The following is a 12,178-nucleotide window of genomic DNA, read 5'->3' on the forward strand; positions in this document are numbered from 1 at the left end:
TCGGCGCCTGACGGGGGCGCCTCTTCCGAGCGGAGCCGACCGTAGCGATCCCTGTCTACGGCGATCCGCGCTGACACAACGGTCAGGCCGTCTCCCCAAACAATCGCGCATGTTCCTGAAGCGCGAAACGGTCGGTCATGCCCGCGACATAATCAAGCACCACACGGGCAAGCTGCGTCTCATCGGTCGCGCGCGCCACATCCACCTGCCATTCCACGGGCAGAAGCGCCGGCTCATTCATGAAAAGCGGAAACAGGTCACGCACCACCTGCGTCACCCGCGCCCGCTCCTGCATGACGGAGGGGGCGCGATACATGCGTTGGAACAGGAAGGACTTGATCGCCTTCAGCTCCTGAAAGAGCGGCTTGGAGAAGCGGATGATCGGCCCGTCCATCGCGCGTATCTCCTCCACCGACTGGGGCCGCGCCGCGGTGAGCCGGTTCCTCGCCACGGCGATCACGTCCTCCACCATGACACCGAACACACGGCGCAGCGCCTCGTGCCGCCGTCTTGAGGGGTCGAGGCCGGGATAGATACGGTCCACCTCGGCAAAGGCGGGGCCGGTCAGCGGCAGCCCCATCAGGTCGTTCTCGTCGAAGAGGCCCGAGCGCAGCCCGTCGTGCAGGTCATGGTGATTGTAGGCCACGTCATCGGCCACCGCCGCCACCTGCGCCTCCGCGCTGGCATGGGTGGACAGGTCGAGGTCGTAGCCCGCATTCACCTCGGCCAGAGCATAGGAATAGGGCGGCTCCACCGGGCCGTTGTGCTTGGCGATGCCCTCAAGCGTCTCCCATGTCAGGTTCAACCCGTCGAAATCGGCATAGTGTCGTTCGAGGGAGGTGACGATCCTGAGCGCCTGCGCGTTGTGATCGAACCCGCCATAAGGTGCCATCAGCTCCGCCAGCGCATCCTCCCCCGTATGGCCGAAGGGCGGATGGCCGAGGTCATGGGCCAGTGCCACGGCCTCCGCCAGCTCGGTGTTCAGGTCGAGCACGCCGGCGATGGTCCGCGCCACCTGCGCCACCTCAAGGCTGTGGGTCAGCCGGGTGCGGTAGTAATCGCCTTCGTGTTCGACAAAGACCTGTGTCTTGTGCTTCAGCCTGCGGAAGGCGGAGGAATGTATGATCCGGTCCCGGTCCCGCTGAAAGGGCGAACGGAAAGTGGACATCCGTTCGGGATGGAGCCGCCCCCGGCTTTGATCGGGGAGGCAGGCATAGGGCGCGAGCATGGGTCTGCCTGTTCTTGTGCCGTCTTTTGCCCAAACCTATATTGCAGGGATGACCGGAATGATACGGGTTTTCCCATGAGTCTGACCCTTCCCCCCAAAGTGACCGACCGGGCCTTTGCCCGCATTGCAGAGATCAACGCCGCAACTGGAGAGGAAAAGGCGCTCCGCGTGGCGGTGGAGGGCGGTGGCTGCTCCGGCTTTCAGTACGACATCCGGCTGGACGAGGCGACGGCCGACGATCTGGTGATCGAGAAAGGCGGGTCGCGTGTGCTGGTCGACAGTGTGTCCCTCCCCTTCCTGTCCTCTGCGGTGATCGACTTCTCCGAAGCGCTGATCGGGGCACGGTTCACCATCGAGAACCCGAACGCGTCCTCCTCCTGCGGCTGCGGGACGAGCTTTTCGCTCTAGGTCTTCTAGGGTGTTCCAGCCTGCGGGTACTGCGATTCACTCCTGCGGGAAGGTTTGGCTCGGTTTGACCTGACAGACATCGGGGACCGTGGTCCGGACATCGTAGCCCATACGGACGGGATTGCCGGCAGACCGCATCTCGCCATCTGCGCTGCAGGCGGACATCCCGGCGGCGTCTGGGCCGATGGCATCGGCGTCAACCCTTCAGGCGGGCCGGAGGCGGGCCTTTGGGAAGCGTTCTGCACGTGGTGTCAGAGGCTTGGGATAGCGACATCCAGAAGATCGACTGATCTTCCATCCCGGTCGCCAGCACGGGACCAGTGGCACCATAAAACGGGTGATCGGATCGCCGAGGGTCATGCAGGCCGGCACGTCTTTGCCAGCCCTGCGCCGCCAAGCCCGGGCGACCAAAGCTCAGGCCACTAAGGCTCAGGCCGCCGAAAGGCTCACGCTCACCGTGTCACGCCCCTCCGCCTTCGCGCAGAGCAGGGCCTGATCCGCGCGGCGGATGATCTCCGCCGCGCCCTCACGCCCGGCCCCGGTCGCGACGCCGACGGAGAGCGTCACGAACACGTCTTCGGCCCCGTCAGGCAACGATACCGGCACGGCGGCCGTCACAAGGCGGATATCCTCTGCCATTTGTTGTGCCTGCGGCAGAGCGGCATCCGGCATCAGCACGAGAAACTCTTCTCCGCCGATACGCGCGAGAACCCCTGAATTGCCGATCGTGGTACCGATGCGGCGGGCGAGCTCCACCAGCACCGCATCCCCCGCAGCATGCCCCCAGGTGTCGTTCACGACCTTGAAGCGGTCGATATCCAGCGCCAGAATCGCAAAATTCCGTCCCGCGGCAGAGGTCCGCGCGATCTCCGGCAGGATGTGGCGACGGTTCGGCAGGCCGGTGAGCGGATCTGTCACCGCCAGCCGAAGCCCGGCACGGAGAGAGGCGCGGCGCCGATCGGCCAGCCGCTTCTGGCGGAGCTGGGCCTGAATGCGGAAGGCCAATTCGGCCTCCGACGCCTCGGCATCTACCACGTCCGAAGCGCCGAGATCGAACGCCATGGCGCGCGCGGCCCGCGACGTTTCCGGGAACTGAATGCAGATTGCCGCGTCCCTGCTGCTCGGCCGTGAACGAAGGTCTGACATAAGCTGCAACGCCTCCTCCTCCCGTCCTTCTTCGGCAGTCAGGAGATAGAGGTCAGCCGCATCCTTGCTTCCCAGTGCATCAGCGCGGCCAAGGTACTGTGTCCTGCCGCCGCCCAGCGCCGCTCCCAGCCGCTTGCAGACATCGCCAGAGGGTGTGCCAAGCGTAACGACGGCGATATGGGCGGCCGCCTCGAAGGTCTCCGCAGCTTCCGACAGGCCCAGGCCTGGCACATCCTCCTCAAAATCACCGGCACGATCGCTGGCCCGGAGCAGGCTCCGAAGCCGCGCGAGCAGTATCATGTCGTCCACCGGTCGCGGCATCGCATCATCCGCTCCGGCCCGCAATGCGGCCAGCCGCTGATCCCCCCCCGACGCGCCAAGGACGATGACCGGCAGCCGGCGGGTGCGGGGATCGCGGCGGAGCGTACGGCACATCTCGACGCAGGAGGGCGCGGCAAGTCCGACATCGAGCAGTATGGCGTCCGGCCTGTGGCTCCGCGCGAGCGTCAGCCCCTGAGCCGCCGTCTCGGCCTGTATCGTTTCATAGCAGGCGGAGGCAAGGCGGACCTTGAGGACGATACGGTTCGTCGCCACCCCATCCACGATCAGGATTTTTCCGACCATTCCAATATCCGCCCGCTGCTTGCCGACTGCTTACCGACCTTTTACGAAATTGGTTAAAATTTCCTTTCCGTGTCAGGAGGCAGTTATGCAGAACGAGCGTGAATCCGCCGAGACGCTGGCCATCGCCGCGCTCGGCTGGCTGGCCGCCGACGAAGAGCGCTGGCAGCGCTATCTCGTGGCAACCGGGGCTTCGGCGGAAAGCGTTGCACAGTCTGCGCGCGAGCCGGAGCTTCTCGCATCAGTCATGGATTTCCTGCTGACGGAAGATCAGCTGGTGCTTGGCTTCGCCGCGGAGGCAGACGTCCGGCCGGAGGCGATCCTGCGTGCCCGCCGACTGCTTCCGGGTGGCGAAACGCTTGACTGGGCATGACTGGGCATGACGGACGCTCCCCTTCGACCCGGCACGGGAGCGTGAAGGCAATCGCCTTGCCACGCCCCGCCGTAGCAGGCAGGGTTTCCGCGTTGCTCGCGGAGAAATGACGATGCCCCCCACCATCCCCGATAGTGCCGCGCCCGGTATTGCCGCGATCGTGTTCGACAAGGATGGGACGCTTTTCGACTTCAACGAGAGCTGGTCCGCGTGGTCTTCGCGATTGCTTGAGGATCTGGCCGGAGGAGACACGGCCCTTGCATCATCCCTTGGAACGGCCATCGGCTACGATCTGTCGCAGCGCCGCTTCGCCCCCGACAGCATCGTCATCGCAGGCACCCCCAGGGAGATCGCAACGAAGTTGCTGCCTCTGCTGCCGGGTTTCGACATGGCGAGGCTGGTCGCGCGCATGAACGTGCTGGCGGCGCAGGCCCCGCTGAAGGCCGCCGTGCCGCTCGGCCCGTTGCTGCGGCAACTGAAGCGTCGCGGACTGATCCTCGGACTGGCGACCAACGATGCGGAGGCTCCGGCCCGCGCTCATCTGACCGAGGCCGAGGTGCTCGATCTGTTCGACTTCGTCGCAGGTTCCGACAGCGGGCATGGCGGCAAGCCGGAGCCGGGAATGCTGCTGGCCTTCGCCCGCACCTTCGATCTGGACCCCGGGCGGGTCGTGATGGTGGGCGACAGCCTTCACGACCTTTCCGCCGGACGGGCTGCCGGAATGCGGACGGTCGGCGTGCTGACAGGGCCGGCGCGGAGAGCGGACCTGGCCCCCCTGGCCGATGTGGTGCTGCAGGATATCGGCGGCCTCCCCGCCTGGCTGGAAGGCGAGGCCCCCCAAACTCCGCTGGAAACCGGCAGGGAATCGGTCTCCTGAACCTGACCTTCCGCCAAACCGACGTCTCCATGTCGCGAACAGGCCACCCTTTCAACTGAAGGAGGAGCATGTCTCTGGCGAGCAATTTGCAGATGGGAAATGTGCCAATGGCGAGCGATGCCGTGCCCGGACAGATGCCGTGGTCCATGCCGGAAAACCCCGATCCGCCGCCCGCTCCTCTTTCGCCGGAGGATGTCATGCGCATCCGTCGTGCCGCGCTTCGCCTTCTGGCGGAGCGGGGTGTGGAGCTACAGGGGCTGGAGGGAGAGGCCGGTCTGCGCCGCGCTCTGGACGCAGCCCAGCTGAGGCTCGAGGGCAATGTCGCGCGGTTCGACCCCGACTTCGTCTCCGAAATGATCGCCCTGGCCCCTGCCGCCTTCCGCATAGAGCCCCGAAATCCTGCGCGCACGATCACCGTGGGCGGCCGCTACATGCTCTTCGGCGCTGTAGCATCCGCGACCGAGATCTGGGATCTGCAACGCGGGCGCAGGAGTGGGGACCTCGCGGCCTGCGAGGATCTGCTGCGCCTTGCCCAGAGCTTCAACTGCATCCATTTCCTTGGCGGCTATCCCGTGGAGCCGCAGGACATTCCCCCGCCCATGCGCCACCTTGTCTGCGCAGAGGCGGCCCTCCGCCTGACGGACAAGGTCATCCATGCCTATCCCCTCGGCCCCGATGCGGTACGGGACGTGATGACGCTGGCGCGGCTCGCCGCAGGTCTGGACGAGGCGGAATTCGCCGCGAAGCCGCGGCTTTACGTCAATATCAACTCCGCAGGCCCGCTGACCTTCGATGCGAGCGTTCTGGCCGCCACTCTCTGTGCCGCGCGCTCCGGGCAGGCGGTAATGGTGACCCCTCTCGTCATGGCGGAGGCCGGCTCAGGGGTTACGGTTGCCGGGATGGCCACGCTTGCGCTCGCGGAAGCGCTGGCGGTGGTGGCACTGGTGCAGCAGGTCCGGCCGGGAACGCCGGTCATTCTGGGCGCCCTCTCCGCCTGTCTCGGCCCGACCTTCCGGGCGCCGGTCTTCGGCACCGCAGAGAGCCTTCGGATGACAGAGGCTCTGGCGCAGATCGCGCGGAGCCTTCGCCTGCCGTTCCGGGCGACCGCGGCGTCCACGGCGAATATCGCCGACGCGCAAGCCATGGCGGAAACGGCCAACAGCCTGTGGAGCGGCGTGCGATCCGGCGCGAATATGCTTCAACATGCCGCGGGCTGGCTGTCGCGCGGGACCGCCGCCAGCGCGGAAAAGTTCGTTCTCGACTGTGAGCAGCTCCAGCTTGTCCAGCGCTACTGGCAGTCCTTTCCCGGCGGGACGCAGGATGAAAACCTGCTGTCAGGGCTTCCGGGCGCGGGGGGTACGGGGGCTGCCTTCCCTGAGCCCATCACCTCCGACTGGCGACCCTACCCGGTGTGGGAGGAGGACGGCGCTCTGTGGGCCAGTGAACGGGCGGCGAAGCGCGCGCGTCGCATCCTCGACGCCTATGAACCGCCCGCCCTCGATCCGGCCCGGGCGGAGGCGATGACTGAGTTCGTGGCGAGGCGCAGCCTCGAATGCTCCGACTGAGCATACCTCTCGCACCCGTTTCCGCTGAGGAGCGCGTTCTGGACCGGACTCGTTGCGCGCGCCCCCTGGCATCCCGAAACCAGCAGGCGCGGAACCGCAGGCCTCCTTCCGTGATACTTTCTTAACCCGGCTATGAAATGGTGCCGCCCAATGGGAGGTCTTCCATGCACGGACTCTTCAACCGATCTCTGCAATCCTACCTGCGCAACACCTTCGGTCGCGACTTCTGGGGCTCCCTCGCGGCGGAGGCGCGAATCGACGCGGAAGGTTTCGAACCGACCGTGGTCTACGACGACGACATTACCTGCCGCATGCTGGATATCGCTGCCGAACGCCTCAATCGGCGGCGCTGCGATCTGTTGGAGGATCTGGGTACCCATATCGTCTCCGGGCAGGACGGCGGCGCGTTTCGCCGCCTGCTGCGATTTTCGGGTGTCAGCTTTCTCGAGTTTCTGCGCTCCGTCGACCATCTGCCCGGTTGGGGGCGCCTCGCGCTGCCGGAACTCGATCTGCCGAGGCTGGAGATGGAGGAGCTTGGCGCCGGGCGCTTCCGGCTCACCTGTCGGTTCCGACTGCCCGGTGCAGGCCATCTGGCGAGCGGCGTATTGCGCGCCATGGCGGATGAATACGGCGCCCTCGTTCTGATGGAGGAGGTGCAGGATCTTCCCCATGGCGCAGAGCGGATAGAGATAGACGTGCCCCACTGGTCGCACACGCCCGGCCGGCATTTCGATCTGGCGGGGTGAGTTTTGGACCGTGCCCTTTGCGACATGCGCTTCAGCCGCGAGGCCCTCGCTCGGCTCATGCCGATGTTCCTGTGGATCGACGCTGACATGACGATACGCGCCGCCGGACCGACGATTGCCCGCGTCACCGGGCCGGAGCCGCTTGTCGGACGACCGTTCGGGGAGGTGTTCAGCCTCCGCAATGGCTCCCGCGGCATCCGGCTGGAGGACATCGCCCAGTCCGACGATCCGCGCCTCTACCTTCAGCTCCCCGGACGCGGGGGCCGCGAGCTGAGGGGCATCGCCGTGCCTCTGGGCGGGGGGGAAGTGTTCCTGAACCTCTCCTTCGGCGTCGGCGTGGCCGAGGCCGTGCGCATGCACGGGCTGACGCAGGCGGATTTCGCGCCGACCGACCTCGCAGTCGAAATGCTCTATCTGATCGAGGCGAAGAACGCCGTGATGGGGGAGCTGCGCGGCCGGAACGACCGCCTCCGCACCGCCAAGACCCGCGCAGAGACAGAGGCGCTGACAGACCCGCTCACCGGCCTCGGCAACCGGCGCGCGATGGAGCGGGCGTTGGAGGATGTCATCCGCACCGGGACGCCCTTCGCGCTCGTGCACGCGGATCTCGATTTTTTCAAGCAGGTCAATGATACCCTGGGCCATGCCGCAGGCGACGATGTGTTGCGGGAGACGGGTCGTATCCTGTCCACGCGGCTGCGTCAGAAGGATCACGCGGCCCGGATAGGCGGCGACGAATTCGTTGTTGTGCTTCCGGGCGTCACATCCGTGGGGCCGTTGGAGGATATCGCCGCCCGCTTGCGCAACCGCTTCTCGCGCCGGACCGTGGATGGGGCGACTCCGCTCCGGTTGGGGGCAAGCCTGGGCGCCGTGATCGTCCCGGCCCGGACCGCTGCGACCGGCACCGAGATCCTCGATGCGGCAGACCGGGCGCTTTATGCCTCCAAACAGGCCGGGCGCGGGCAGCTCTCCGTCAGCATCTTTCCGCCCTGACCCTTGGCACCGGCTGCCGGTTCGGTTGCCCATATTGAGCGACATCGGCGGAGATTTGCCGCCCTGTCCACCCCTGTCAGCAGGAGTTTGCTAGTGGTTTTTCGCCGATCTTGCGCGGTGCACAGGATATTGGATCCTCCCCGAATTGCGAGATCGCGACAAAACACGCCAGCGGCGTTCGAGGGACATCATGAACGGAAAACGAGTCGGTAAAACCGGCCGGGCGGCTTTTGTTCTCCTGACAGCCGTGCTCCTGGGCGCCTGCGCCGCGCCCGCTCGGGACGTTGCGAGCCGTCAGGCGATGGAGCCAGGCCGGGAACAACTCGCCCTGCTTGAGGTGAAGCAGAAACAGGCGAAGGGCCAGCGCGTCTGGTGCGTGCCCTTCGCGCGCACGGCGAGCGGCATCAACCTGCGAGGCGATGCGAAGACCTGGTGGAACAAGGCCGCAGGCCAGTACGACCGCGGCAACACGCCGGCCGTCGGTTCGGTCATGGCCTTCCGCGCGACCCGGGGGATGCCGCTGGGCCATGTCGCGATGGTTTCCGAGCTGGTATCGCCGCGGGAGATCAAGGTGGATCACGCGAACTGGAGCCGTAACGAAGTCTCGCTCCGCATGGCTGTAATTGATGTCTCCGCCAGGAACGACTGGTCCGCCGTGCGGGTGGAGAGCAGGCCCGAAAATTTCGGGCGCGTCTATCCGGTCACCGGCTTCATCTATCCGCAGCAGCACAGGTAGCCGCCTCCGCGCAGACGGCATCCGCCAAATGGAAAAGGGCGCCTGTCAGGGCGCCCTTTCCTGTCTCGTCCGAACCCCTGGGGTCAGGAGGCTTCGGTGATGAACTTCACCGCGTCGCCGAAGGTCTGGATCGTCTCGGCCGCGTCATCCGGGATTTCGATCCCGAACTCTTCTTCGAAAGCCATGACGAGCTCGACAGTGTCGAGGCTGTCCGCCCCGAGGTCGTCGATGAAGGAAGCGTTCTCGGTGACCTTGTCTTCTTCGACGCCGAGATGCTCGACGACGATCTTACGAACGCGATCTGCGATGTCGCTCATTTCAAGTCCTCATATGGTGTCGGGAAGGTTCCCGTCTTTGTCACGTTCCGGTCATGCCGGACCCCTGCACGTACGGGAGTTCCCGGTCAGGTCAGCGGCCTAATATCACAGGAGCGGACGGAGGCAACTGCTTTCCGGTTCGCGGCCCTGCTGCTCAGATCATCGCCATTCCGCCGTTCACATGCAATGTGGTTCCAGTGACGTAAGCGGCTTCCGCGCTGGAGAGATAGAGGACGGCGGAAGCGATTTCCGCCGGATGTCCCATCCGGCCGGCAGGGATCTGGGCGAGCAGTGCCGTTTTCTGCGACTCGTTGAGCTTGTCGGTCATCGCCGTTTCGATGAAGCCCGGCGCCACCGCGTTCACCGTGATACCGCGAGACGCCACTTCAGCCGCCAGCGCCTTGGACATGCCCACCACGCCGGCCTTGGAAGCGGCATAGTTACCCTGCCCCGCATTGCCCGTCGCCCCGACGACGGAGGAGATGTTTACGATCCGGCCCCAGCGCGCCTTCATCATGCCGCGCAGAACGCCACGGCAAAGCAGGAATGTAGAGGTCAGGTTGACGTCGATCACCGACTGCCACTCCTCATCCGACATGCGCATGAACAGGTTGTCCCGCGTGATGCCGGCGTTGTTCACGAGGATATCCACGCGGCCCAGAGCTTCCACCGCGCGCTTGGGCAGTTCCTCCACCTGCGCCCGATCAGCGAGGTTGCAGGGAAGCACCGGGGCATTCCCGAGCTTCGCCGAAAGCACTTCCAGCGGCTCCACCCGTGTCCCGGAAAGCGCAACTTTCGCCCCTGCATTGTATAAAACATGGGCGATTTCGGCGCCAATGCCACCCGAGGCGCCTGTTATGAGCGCATTTTTCCCTTCAAGGTTGAACATCTTAGCCTCTTGTTTATCTTTACGTGCATAGGGTACCGCAGACGGACCAGAGAGTTGCCCCAACGGCAACCCCTATCCTGCGAGGGAGAGAATCGCGATGGAGGAAATCAGCATCTCGCTCGATGGCGCAAGGCTGACACCGGCTCTGCCAGCGATCGCCATCGCAGTGGGAATCGGTCTCACGTTGCTCTGGGCTCTCTCCTGCGCAGCCGCCGCCTACTTTCTTGGACGATCCCGCCGCAAGACGCCATCCCCCATGGCTGACCCGCTGAAACAGCTGGAAGCGGTACGGAATGTCGAATTCACGGTAAAACCGCTTCTTCCACCGAGCACCGCGCATGTCCTGCCGCTCGTTGAAGCGGCATTGGCGGAGTATGCCCCCGAACACCGGGTCATGGCGCAGGTCGCTCTGCAGGAAGCTATCCAGCCGGTCACCACGACCTCCACCAGCGCCTCGCTTCGTGCCGACATGTCCATCAAGTCCAAGCGGCTCGACATCGCCGTGGTCAACGACGAGGGACAGCTTGTCGCAGCCCTGGGTTGCGCGGGTTCACATTGCAGCCCGATCCGCGATTCGATCCGGCGGGAGGCCCTGCAGAGTGCGGGTATCCCCTATCTCGACCTGAACGAGGTCCGGGACGAACTGGCGATCTGCAGTTTCATCGCGCAGAAAGTGGCCGGCACGGCGGGGCCGACACGACTCAGCTCCGCCGCCTGACCCTCTGACGGCCCGCTCCCCTATCCGAGGGAGGCCGCGGCTGCGGCGACTTCCTCGGGTGTGCCCACGGTTCGCGTAACGCTTTCCTTGGCGATCCGGCGAATCATGCCCGAAAGCGCCTTGCCCGCGCCGATCTCCCAGAATTCGGTCACACCCTGACCTGCCATCCACTGCACCGATTCCCGCCAGCGGACGGATCCGGTGACCTGCTGCACCAGCAGCTGCCGAATCGCCTCCGGGTCGCTTACCGCTTCTGCCCGCACGTTGGAGACGACAGGCACGGCCGGCGCCGCGACCGTCACGCGGGACAGCGCTTCTGCCATCGCATCGGCGGCGGGCTGCATCAGAGACGAATGGAACGGCGCGCTGACCGGCAGAAGGATCGCCCGCTTGGCGCCTCGCCCCTTGGCGATCTCGACGGCCCGCTCGACCGCCGCCCGCGTGCCGGAGACGACGACCTGCGCCGGATCATTGTCATTGGCGGCCTGCACGACCCCGCCTTCCGCCGCAGCTTCTGCGGCAACCTCGGTCGCCGCCGCGAAATCAAGCCCCAGAAGGGCGGCCATCGCCCCCTCGCCCACCGGCACAGCGGCCTGCATCGCCCGGCCCCGCAGTTTCAGGAGCCGCGCCGTATCCGCAAGCCCGATCGCGCCTGCCGCGCAAAGCGCCGAATACTCACCGAGCGAGTGCCCGGCGACATAGGCCGCAGCGGTGATCGACACGCCCTCTGCCTCCAGCGCGCGCATGGCGGCGATCGAGGTGGCCATCAGCGCGGGTTGGGCATTCTCGGTAAGGGTGAGCACTTCCTGCTCCCCCTCCCAGATCAGGCGGGACAGCGGTTCACCGAGAGCCTCATCCACCTCCGCGAAGACCGCTCGCGCCGCCGGATAGCTCTCCGCCAGCGCCCGCCCCATGCCGATGGTCTGGGCCCCTTGCCCCGGAAACACGAATGCGCGCATGTCTTTCTCCCTCTTTCGCCTCGCGGATAGCCGGTCCGGACCGGTCCTGCAACGCCTTCGGCCTGCGCTTTGGCCTTGTTCTGCCACGTCTGCCGTGTATAAGGCGACCTTCCTTCCGCTGGTCACGAAACCGGCGCAGACTCTCGTGGGCGGATGCGGAAGGTTCAGTCCCGCCCTATGAAATGCGCCTGACAATGGAGCCTACATGCCGCTTTACGAGCATGTCCTCATCGCGCGTCAGGATCTGTCCAACGCGCAGGCCGAAGGCCTTATCGAACATTTCTCCACGGTTCTCGCGGATAACGGCGGCAAGGTCGTTGAAAACGAGTACTGGGGCGTCAAGACGATGGCCTACAAGATCAACAAGAACCGCAAGGGGCATTACGCCTTCCTGAAGTCCGACGCGCCCGCCGCGGCGGTGCAGGAGATGGAGCGTCTCGCCCGTCTGCATGACGATGTGATGCGCGTGCTGACCGTGAAGGTCGAAAAGCACGAGGATGGCCCGTCGGTGCAGATGCAGAAGCGCGACGACCGTGAGCGTGGCGACCGCGGTGATCGCGGCGACCGTCCGCGTCGTTTCTGATCTCGAAAGGATATTGATC

14 protein-coding genes are annotated in these 12,178 nt (G+C 65.6%); 9 read left to right on the forward strand and 5 right to left on the reverse strand.

Annotation, left to right across the window (positions count from 1 at the left end):
• Window positions 1-82 precede the first annotated feature (82 nt).
• Window positions 83-1,228: a deoxyguanosinetriphosphate triphosphohydrolase gene (locus CN97_RS06265; RefSeq protein ID WP_035708707.1), complete on the reverse strand. Its 1,146-nt coding sequence runs from the start codon at window positions 1,226-1,228 to the stop codon at window positions 83-85.
• 81 nt (window positions 1,229-1,309) lie between these two features.
• Between CN97_RS06265 and CN97_RS06270 the strand changes: the two genes are divergently transcribed.
• Window positions 1,310-1,636 (forward strand): HesB/IscA family protein, encoded by a 327-nt coding sequence (locus CN97_RS06270; RefSeq protein ID WP_035709485.1) that lies wholly within the window; start codon window positions 1,310-1,312, stop codon window positions 1,634-1,636.
• 429 nt (window positions 1,637-2,065) lie between these two features.
• Here the strand turns inward: CN97_RS06270 and CN97_RS06275 are convergent, their stop codons facing one another.
• Complete coding sequence (locus CN97_RS06275) at window positions 2,066-3,406, reverse strand: diguanylate cyclase domain-containing protein (protein WP_035708710.1); 1,341 nt, start codon at window positions 3,404-3,406, stop codon at window positions 2,066-2,068.
• A gap of 85 nt (window positions 3,407-3,491) precedes the next feature.
• Here CN97_RS06275 and CN97_RS06280 point away from each other — a divergent pair, with 85 nt between their 5' ends.
• The 6 genes from CN97_RS06280 (at window position 3,492) to CN97_RS06305 (ending at window position 8,693) form a co-directional block, all read left to right on the forward strand.
• The gene (locus CN97_RS06280; RefSeq protein WP_035708713.1) at window positions 3,492-3,776 is read left to right on the forward strand and encodes a DUF3572 domain-containing protein; all 285 of its coding nucleotides are present in this window, start codon (window positions 3,492-3,494) and stop codon (window positions 3,774-3,776) included.
• A 112-nt stretch (window positions 3,777-3,888) separates the two neighbouring features.
• Window positions 3,889-4,653 carry an HAD family hydrolase gene (locus tag CN97_RS06285; RefSeq protein ID WP_088217316.1) on the forward strand — a complete coding sequence of 255 codons (765 nt, stop codon included), beginning with the start codon at window positions 3,889-3,891 and terminating at the stop codon, window positions 4,651-4,653.
• A 107-nt stretch (window positions 4,654-4,760) separates the two neighbouring features.
• On the forward strand, window positions 4,761-6,218 hold the full coding sequence (locus tag CN97_RS06290) for a trimethylamine methyltransferase family protein (protein ID WP_051911009.1): 1,458 nt from the start codon (window positions 4,761-4,763) through the stop codon (window positions 6,216-6,218).
• Window positions 6,219-6,382: 164 nt separating this feature from the next.
• A complete protein-coding gene (locus CN97_RS06295) occupies window positions 6,383-6,964 on the forward strand; it encodes a heme NO-binding domain-containing protein (RefSeq protein WP_035708720.1) in 582 nt (193 codons plus the stop codon).
• A gap of 3 nt (window positions 6,965-6,967) precedes the next feature.
• Window positions 6,968-7,957, forward strand: coding sequence for a GGDEF domain-containing protein (locus tag CN97_RS06300; protein ID WP_140418535.1), 990 nt, complete (start codon window positions 6,968-6,970; stop codon window positions 7,955-7,957).
• Window positions 7,958-8,147: 190 nt separating this feature from the next.
• Window positions 8,148-8,693 carry a CHAP domain-containing protein gene (locus CN97_RS06305; RefSeq protein WP_035708726.1) on the forward strand — a complete coding sequence of 182 codons (546 nt, stop codon included), beginning with the start codon at window positions 8,148-8,150 and terminating at the stop codon, window positions 8,691-8,693.
• 83 nt (window positions 8,694-8,776) lie between these two features.
• Here CN97_RS06305 and CN97_RS06310 read toward each other — a convergent pair whose 3' ends face one another.
• Window positions 8,777-9,010: an acyl carrier protein gene (locus tag CN97_RS06310; protein ID WP_035708729.1), complete on the reverse strand. Its 234-nt coding sequence runs from the start codon at window positions 9,008-9,010 to the stop codon at window positions 8,777-8,779.
• A 154-nt stretch (window positions 9,011-9,164) separates the two neighbouring features.
• Window positions 9,165-9,899, reverse strand: coding sequence for a 3-oxoacyl-[acyl-carrier-protein] reductase (gene fabG, locus CN97_RS06315; RefSeq protein ID WP_035708731.1), 735 nt, complete (start codon window positions 9,897-9,899; stop codon window positions 9,165-9,167).
• A 97-nt stretch (window positions 9,900-9,996) separates the two neighbouring features.
• Here fabG and CN97_RS06320 point away from each other — a divergent pair, with 97 nt between their 5' ends.
• Window positions 9,997-10,617 (forward strand): DUF2726 domain-containing protein, encoded by a 621-nt coding sequence (locus CN97_RS06320; RefSeq protein WP_035708733.1) that lies wholly within the window; start codon window positions 9,997-9,999, stop codon window positions 10,615-10,617.
• Window positions 10,618-10,637: 20 nt separating this feature from the next.
• On the opposite strand, the gene fabD is transcribed toward CN97_RS06320, so the two are convergent.
• The gene (fabD, locus tag CN97_RS06325) at window positions 10,638-11,576 is read right to left on the reverse strand and encodes an ACP S-malonyltransferase (RefSeq protein ID WP_035708735.1); all 939 of its coding nucleotides are present in this window, start codon (window positions 11,574-11,576) and stop codon (window positions 10,638-10,640) included.
• A 205-nt stretch (window positions 11,577-11,781) separates the two neighbouring features.
• Here fabD and rpsF point away from each other — a divergent pair, with 205 nt between their 5' ends.
• Window positions 11,782-12,159, forward strand: a complete 378-nt coding sequence (gene rpsF, locus CN97_RS06330; protein WP_035708738.1) for a 30S ribosomal protein S6 — start codon at window positions 11,782-11,784, stop codon at window positions 12,157-12,159.
• Window positions 12,160-12,178 lie beyond the last annotated feature (19 nt).

Source organism: Haematobacter massiliensis, assembly GCF_000740795.1.
GTDB classification, from domain to species: Bacteria; Pseudomonadota; Alphaproteobacteria; order Rhodobacterales; family Rhodobacteraceae; genus Haematobacter; species Haematobacter massiliensis.

What these genes read in the sequence shown, in the direction of transcription:
- CN97_RS06265 (WP_035708707.1), bottom strand. Translation starts at nt 1,228, where the DNA reads ATGCTCGCGCCCTATGCCTGCCTCCCCGATCAAAGCCGGGGGCGGCTC.
- CN97_RS06275 (WP_035708710.1), bottom strand. Translation starts at nt 3,406, where the DNA reads ATGGTCGGAAAAATCCTGATCGTGGATGGGGTGGCGACGAACCGTATC.
- CN97_RS06280 (WP_035708713.1), top strand. Translation starts at nt 3,492, where the DNA reads ATGCAGAACGAGCGTGAATCCGCCGAGACGCTGGCCATCGCCGCGCTC.
- CN97_RS06285 (WP_088217316.1), top strand. Translation starts at nt 3,889, where the DNA reads ATGCCCCCCACCATCCCCGATAGTGCCGCGCCCGGTATTGCCGCGATC.
- CN97_RS06290 (WP_051911009.1), top strand. Translation starts at nt 4,761, where the DNA reads ATGGCGAGCGATGCCGTGCCCGGACAGATGCCGTGGTCCATGCCGGAA.
- CN97_RS06295 (WP_035708720.1), top strand. Translation starts at nt 6,383, where the DNA reads ATGCACGGACTCTTCAACCGATCTCTGCAATCCTACCTGCGCAACACC.
- CN97_RS06305 (WP_035708726.1), top strand. Translation starts at nt 8,148, where the DNA reads ATGAACGGAAAACGAGTCGGTAAAACCGGCCGGGCGGCTTTTGTTCTC.
- CN97_RS06310 (WP_035708729.1), bottom strand. Translation starts at nt 9,010, where the DNA reads ATGAGCGACATCGCAGATCGCGTTCGTAAGATCGTCGTCGAGCATCTC.
- fabG (WP_035708731.1), bottom strand. Translation starts at nt 9,899, where the DNA reads ATGTTCAACCTTGAAGGGAAAAATGCGCTCATAACAGGCGCCTCGGGT.
- CN97_RS06320 (WP_035708733.1), top strand. Translation starts at nt 9,997, where the DNA reads ATGGAGGAAATCAGCATCTCGCTCGATGGCGCAAGGCTGACACCGGCT.
- fabD (WP_035708735.1), bottom strand. Translation starts at nt 11,576, where the DNA reads ATGCGCGCATTCGTGTTTCCGGGGCAAGGGGCCCAGACCATCGGCATG.
- rpsF (WP_035708738.1), top strand. Translation starts at nt 11,782, where the DNA reads ATGCCGCTTTACGAGCATGTCCTCATCGCGCGTCAGGATCTGTCCAAC.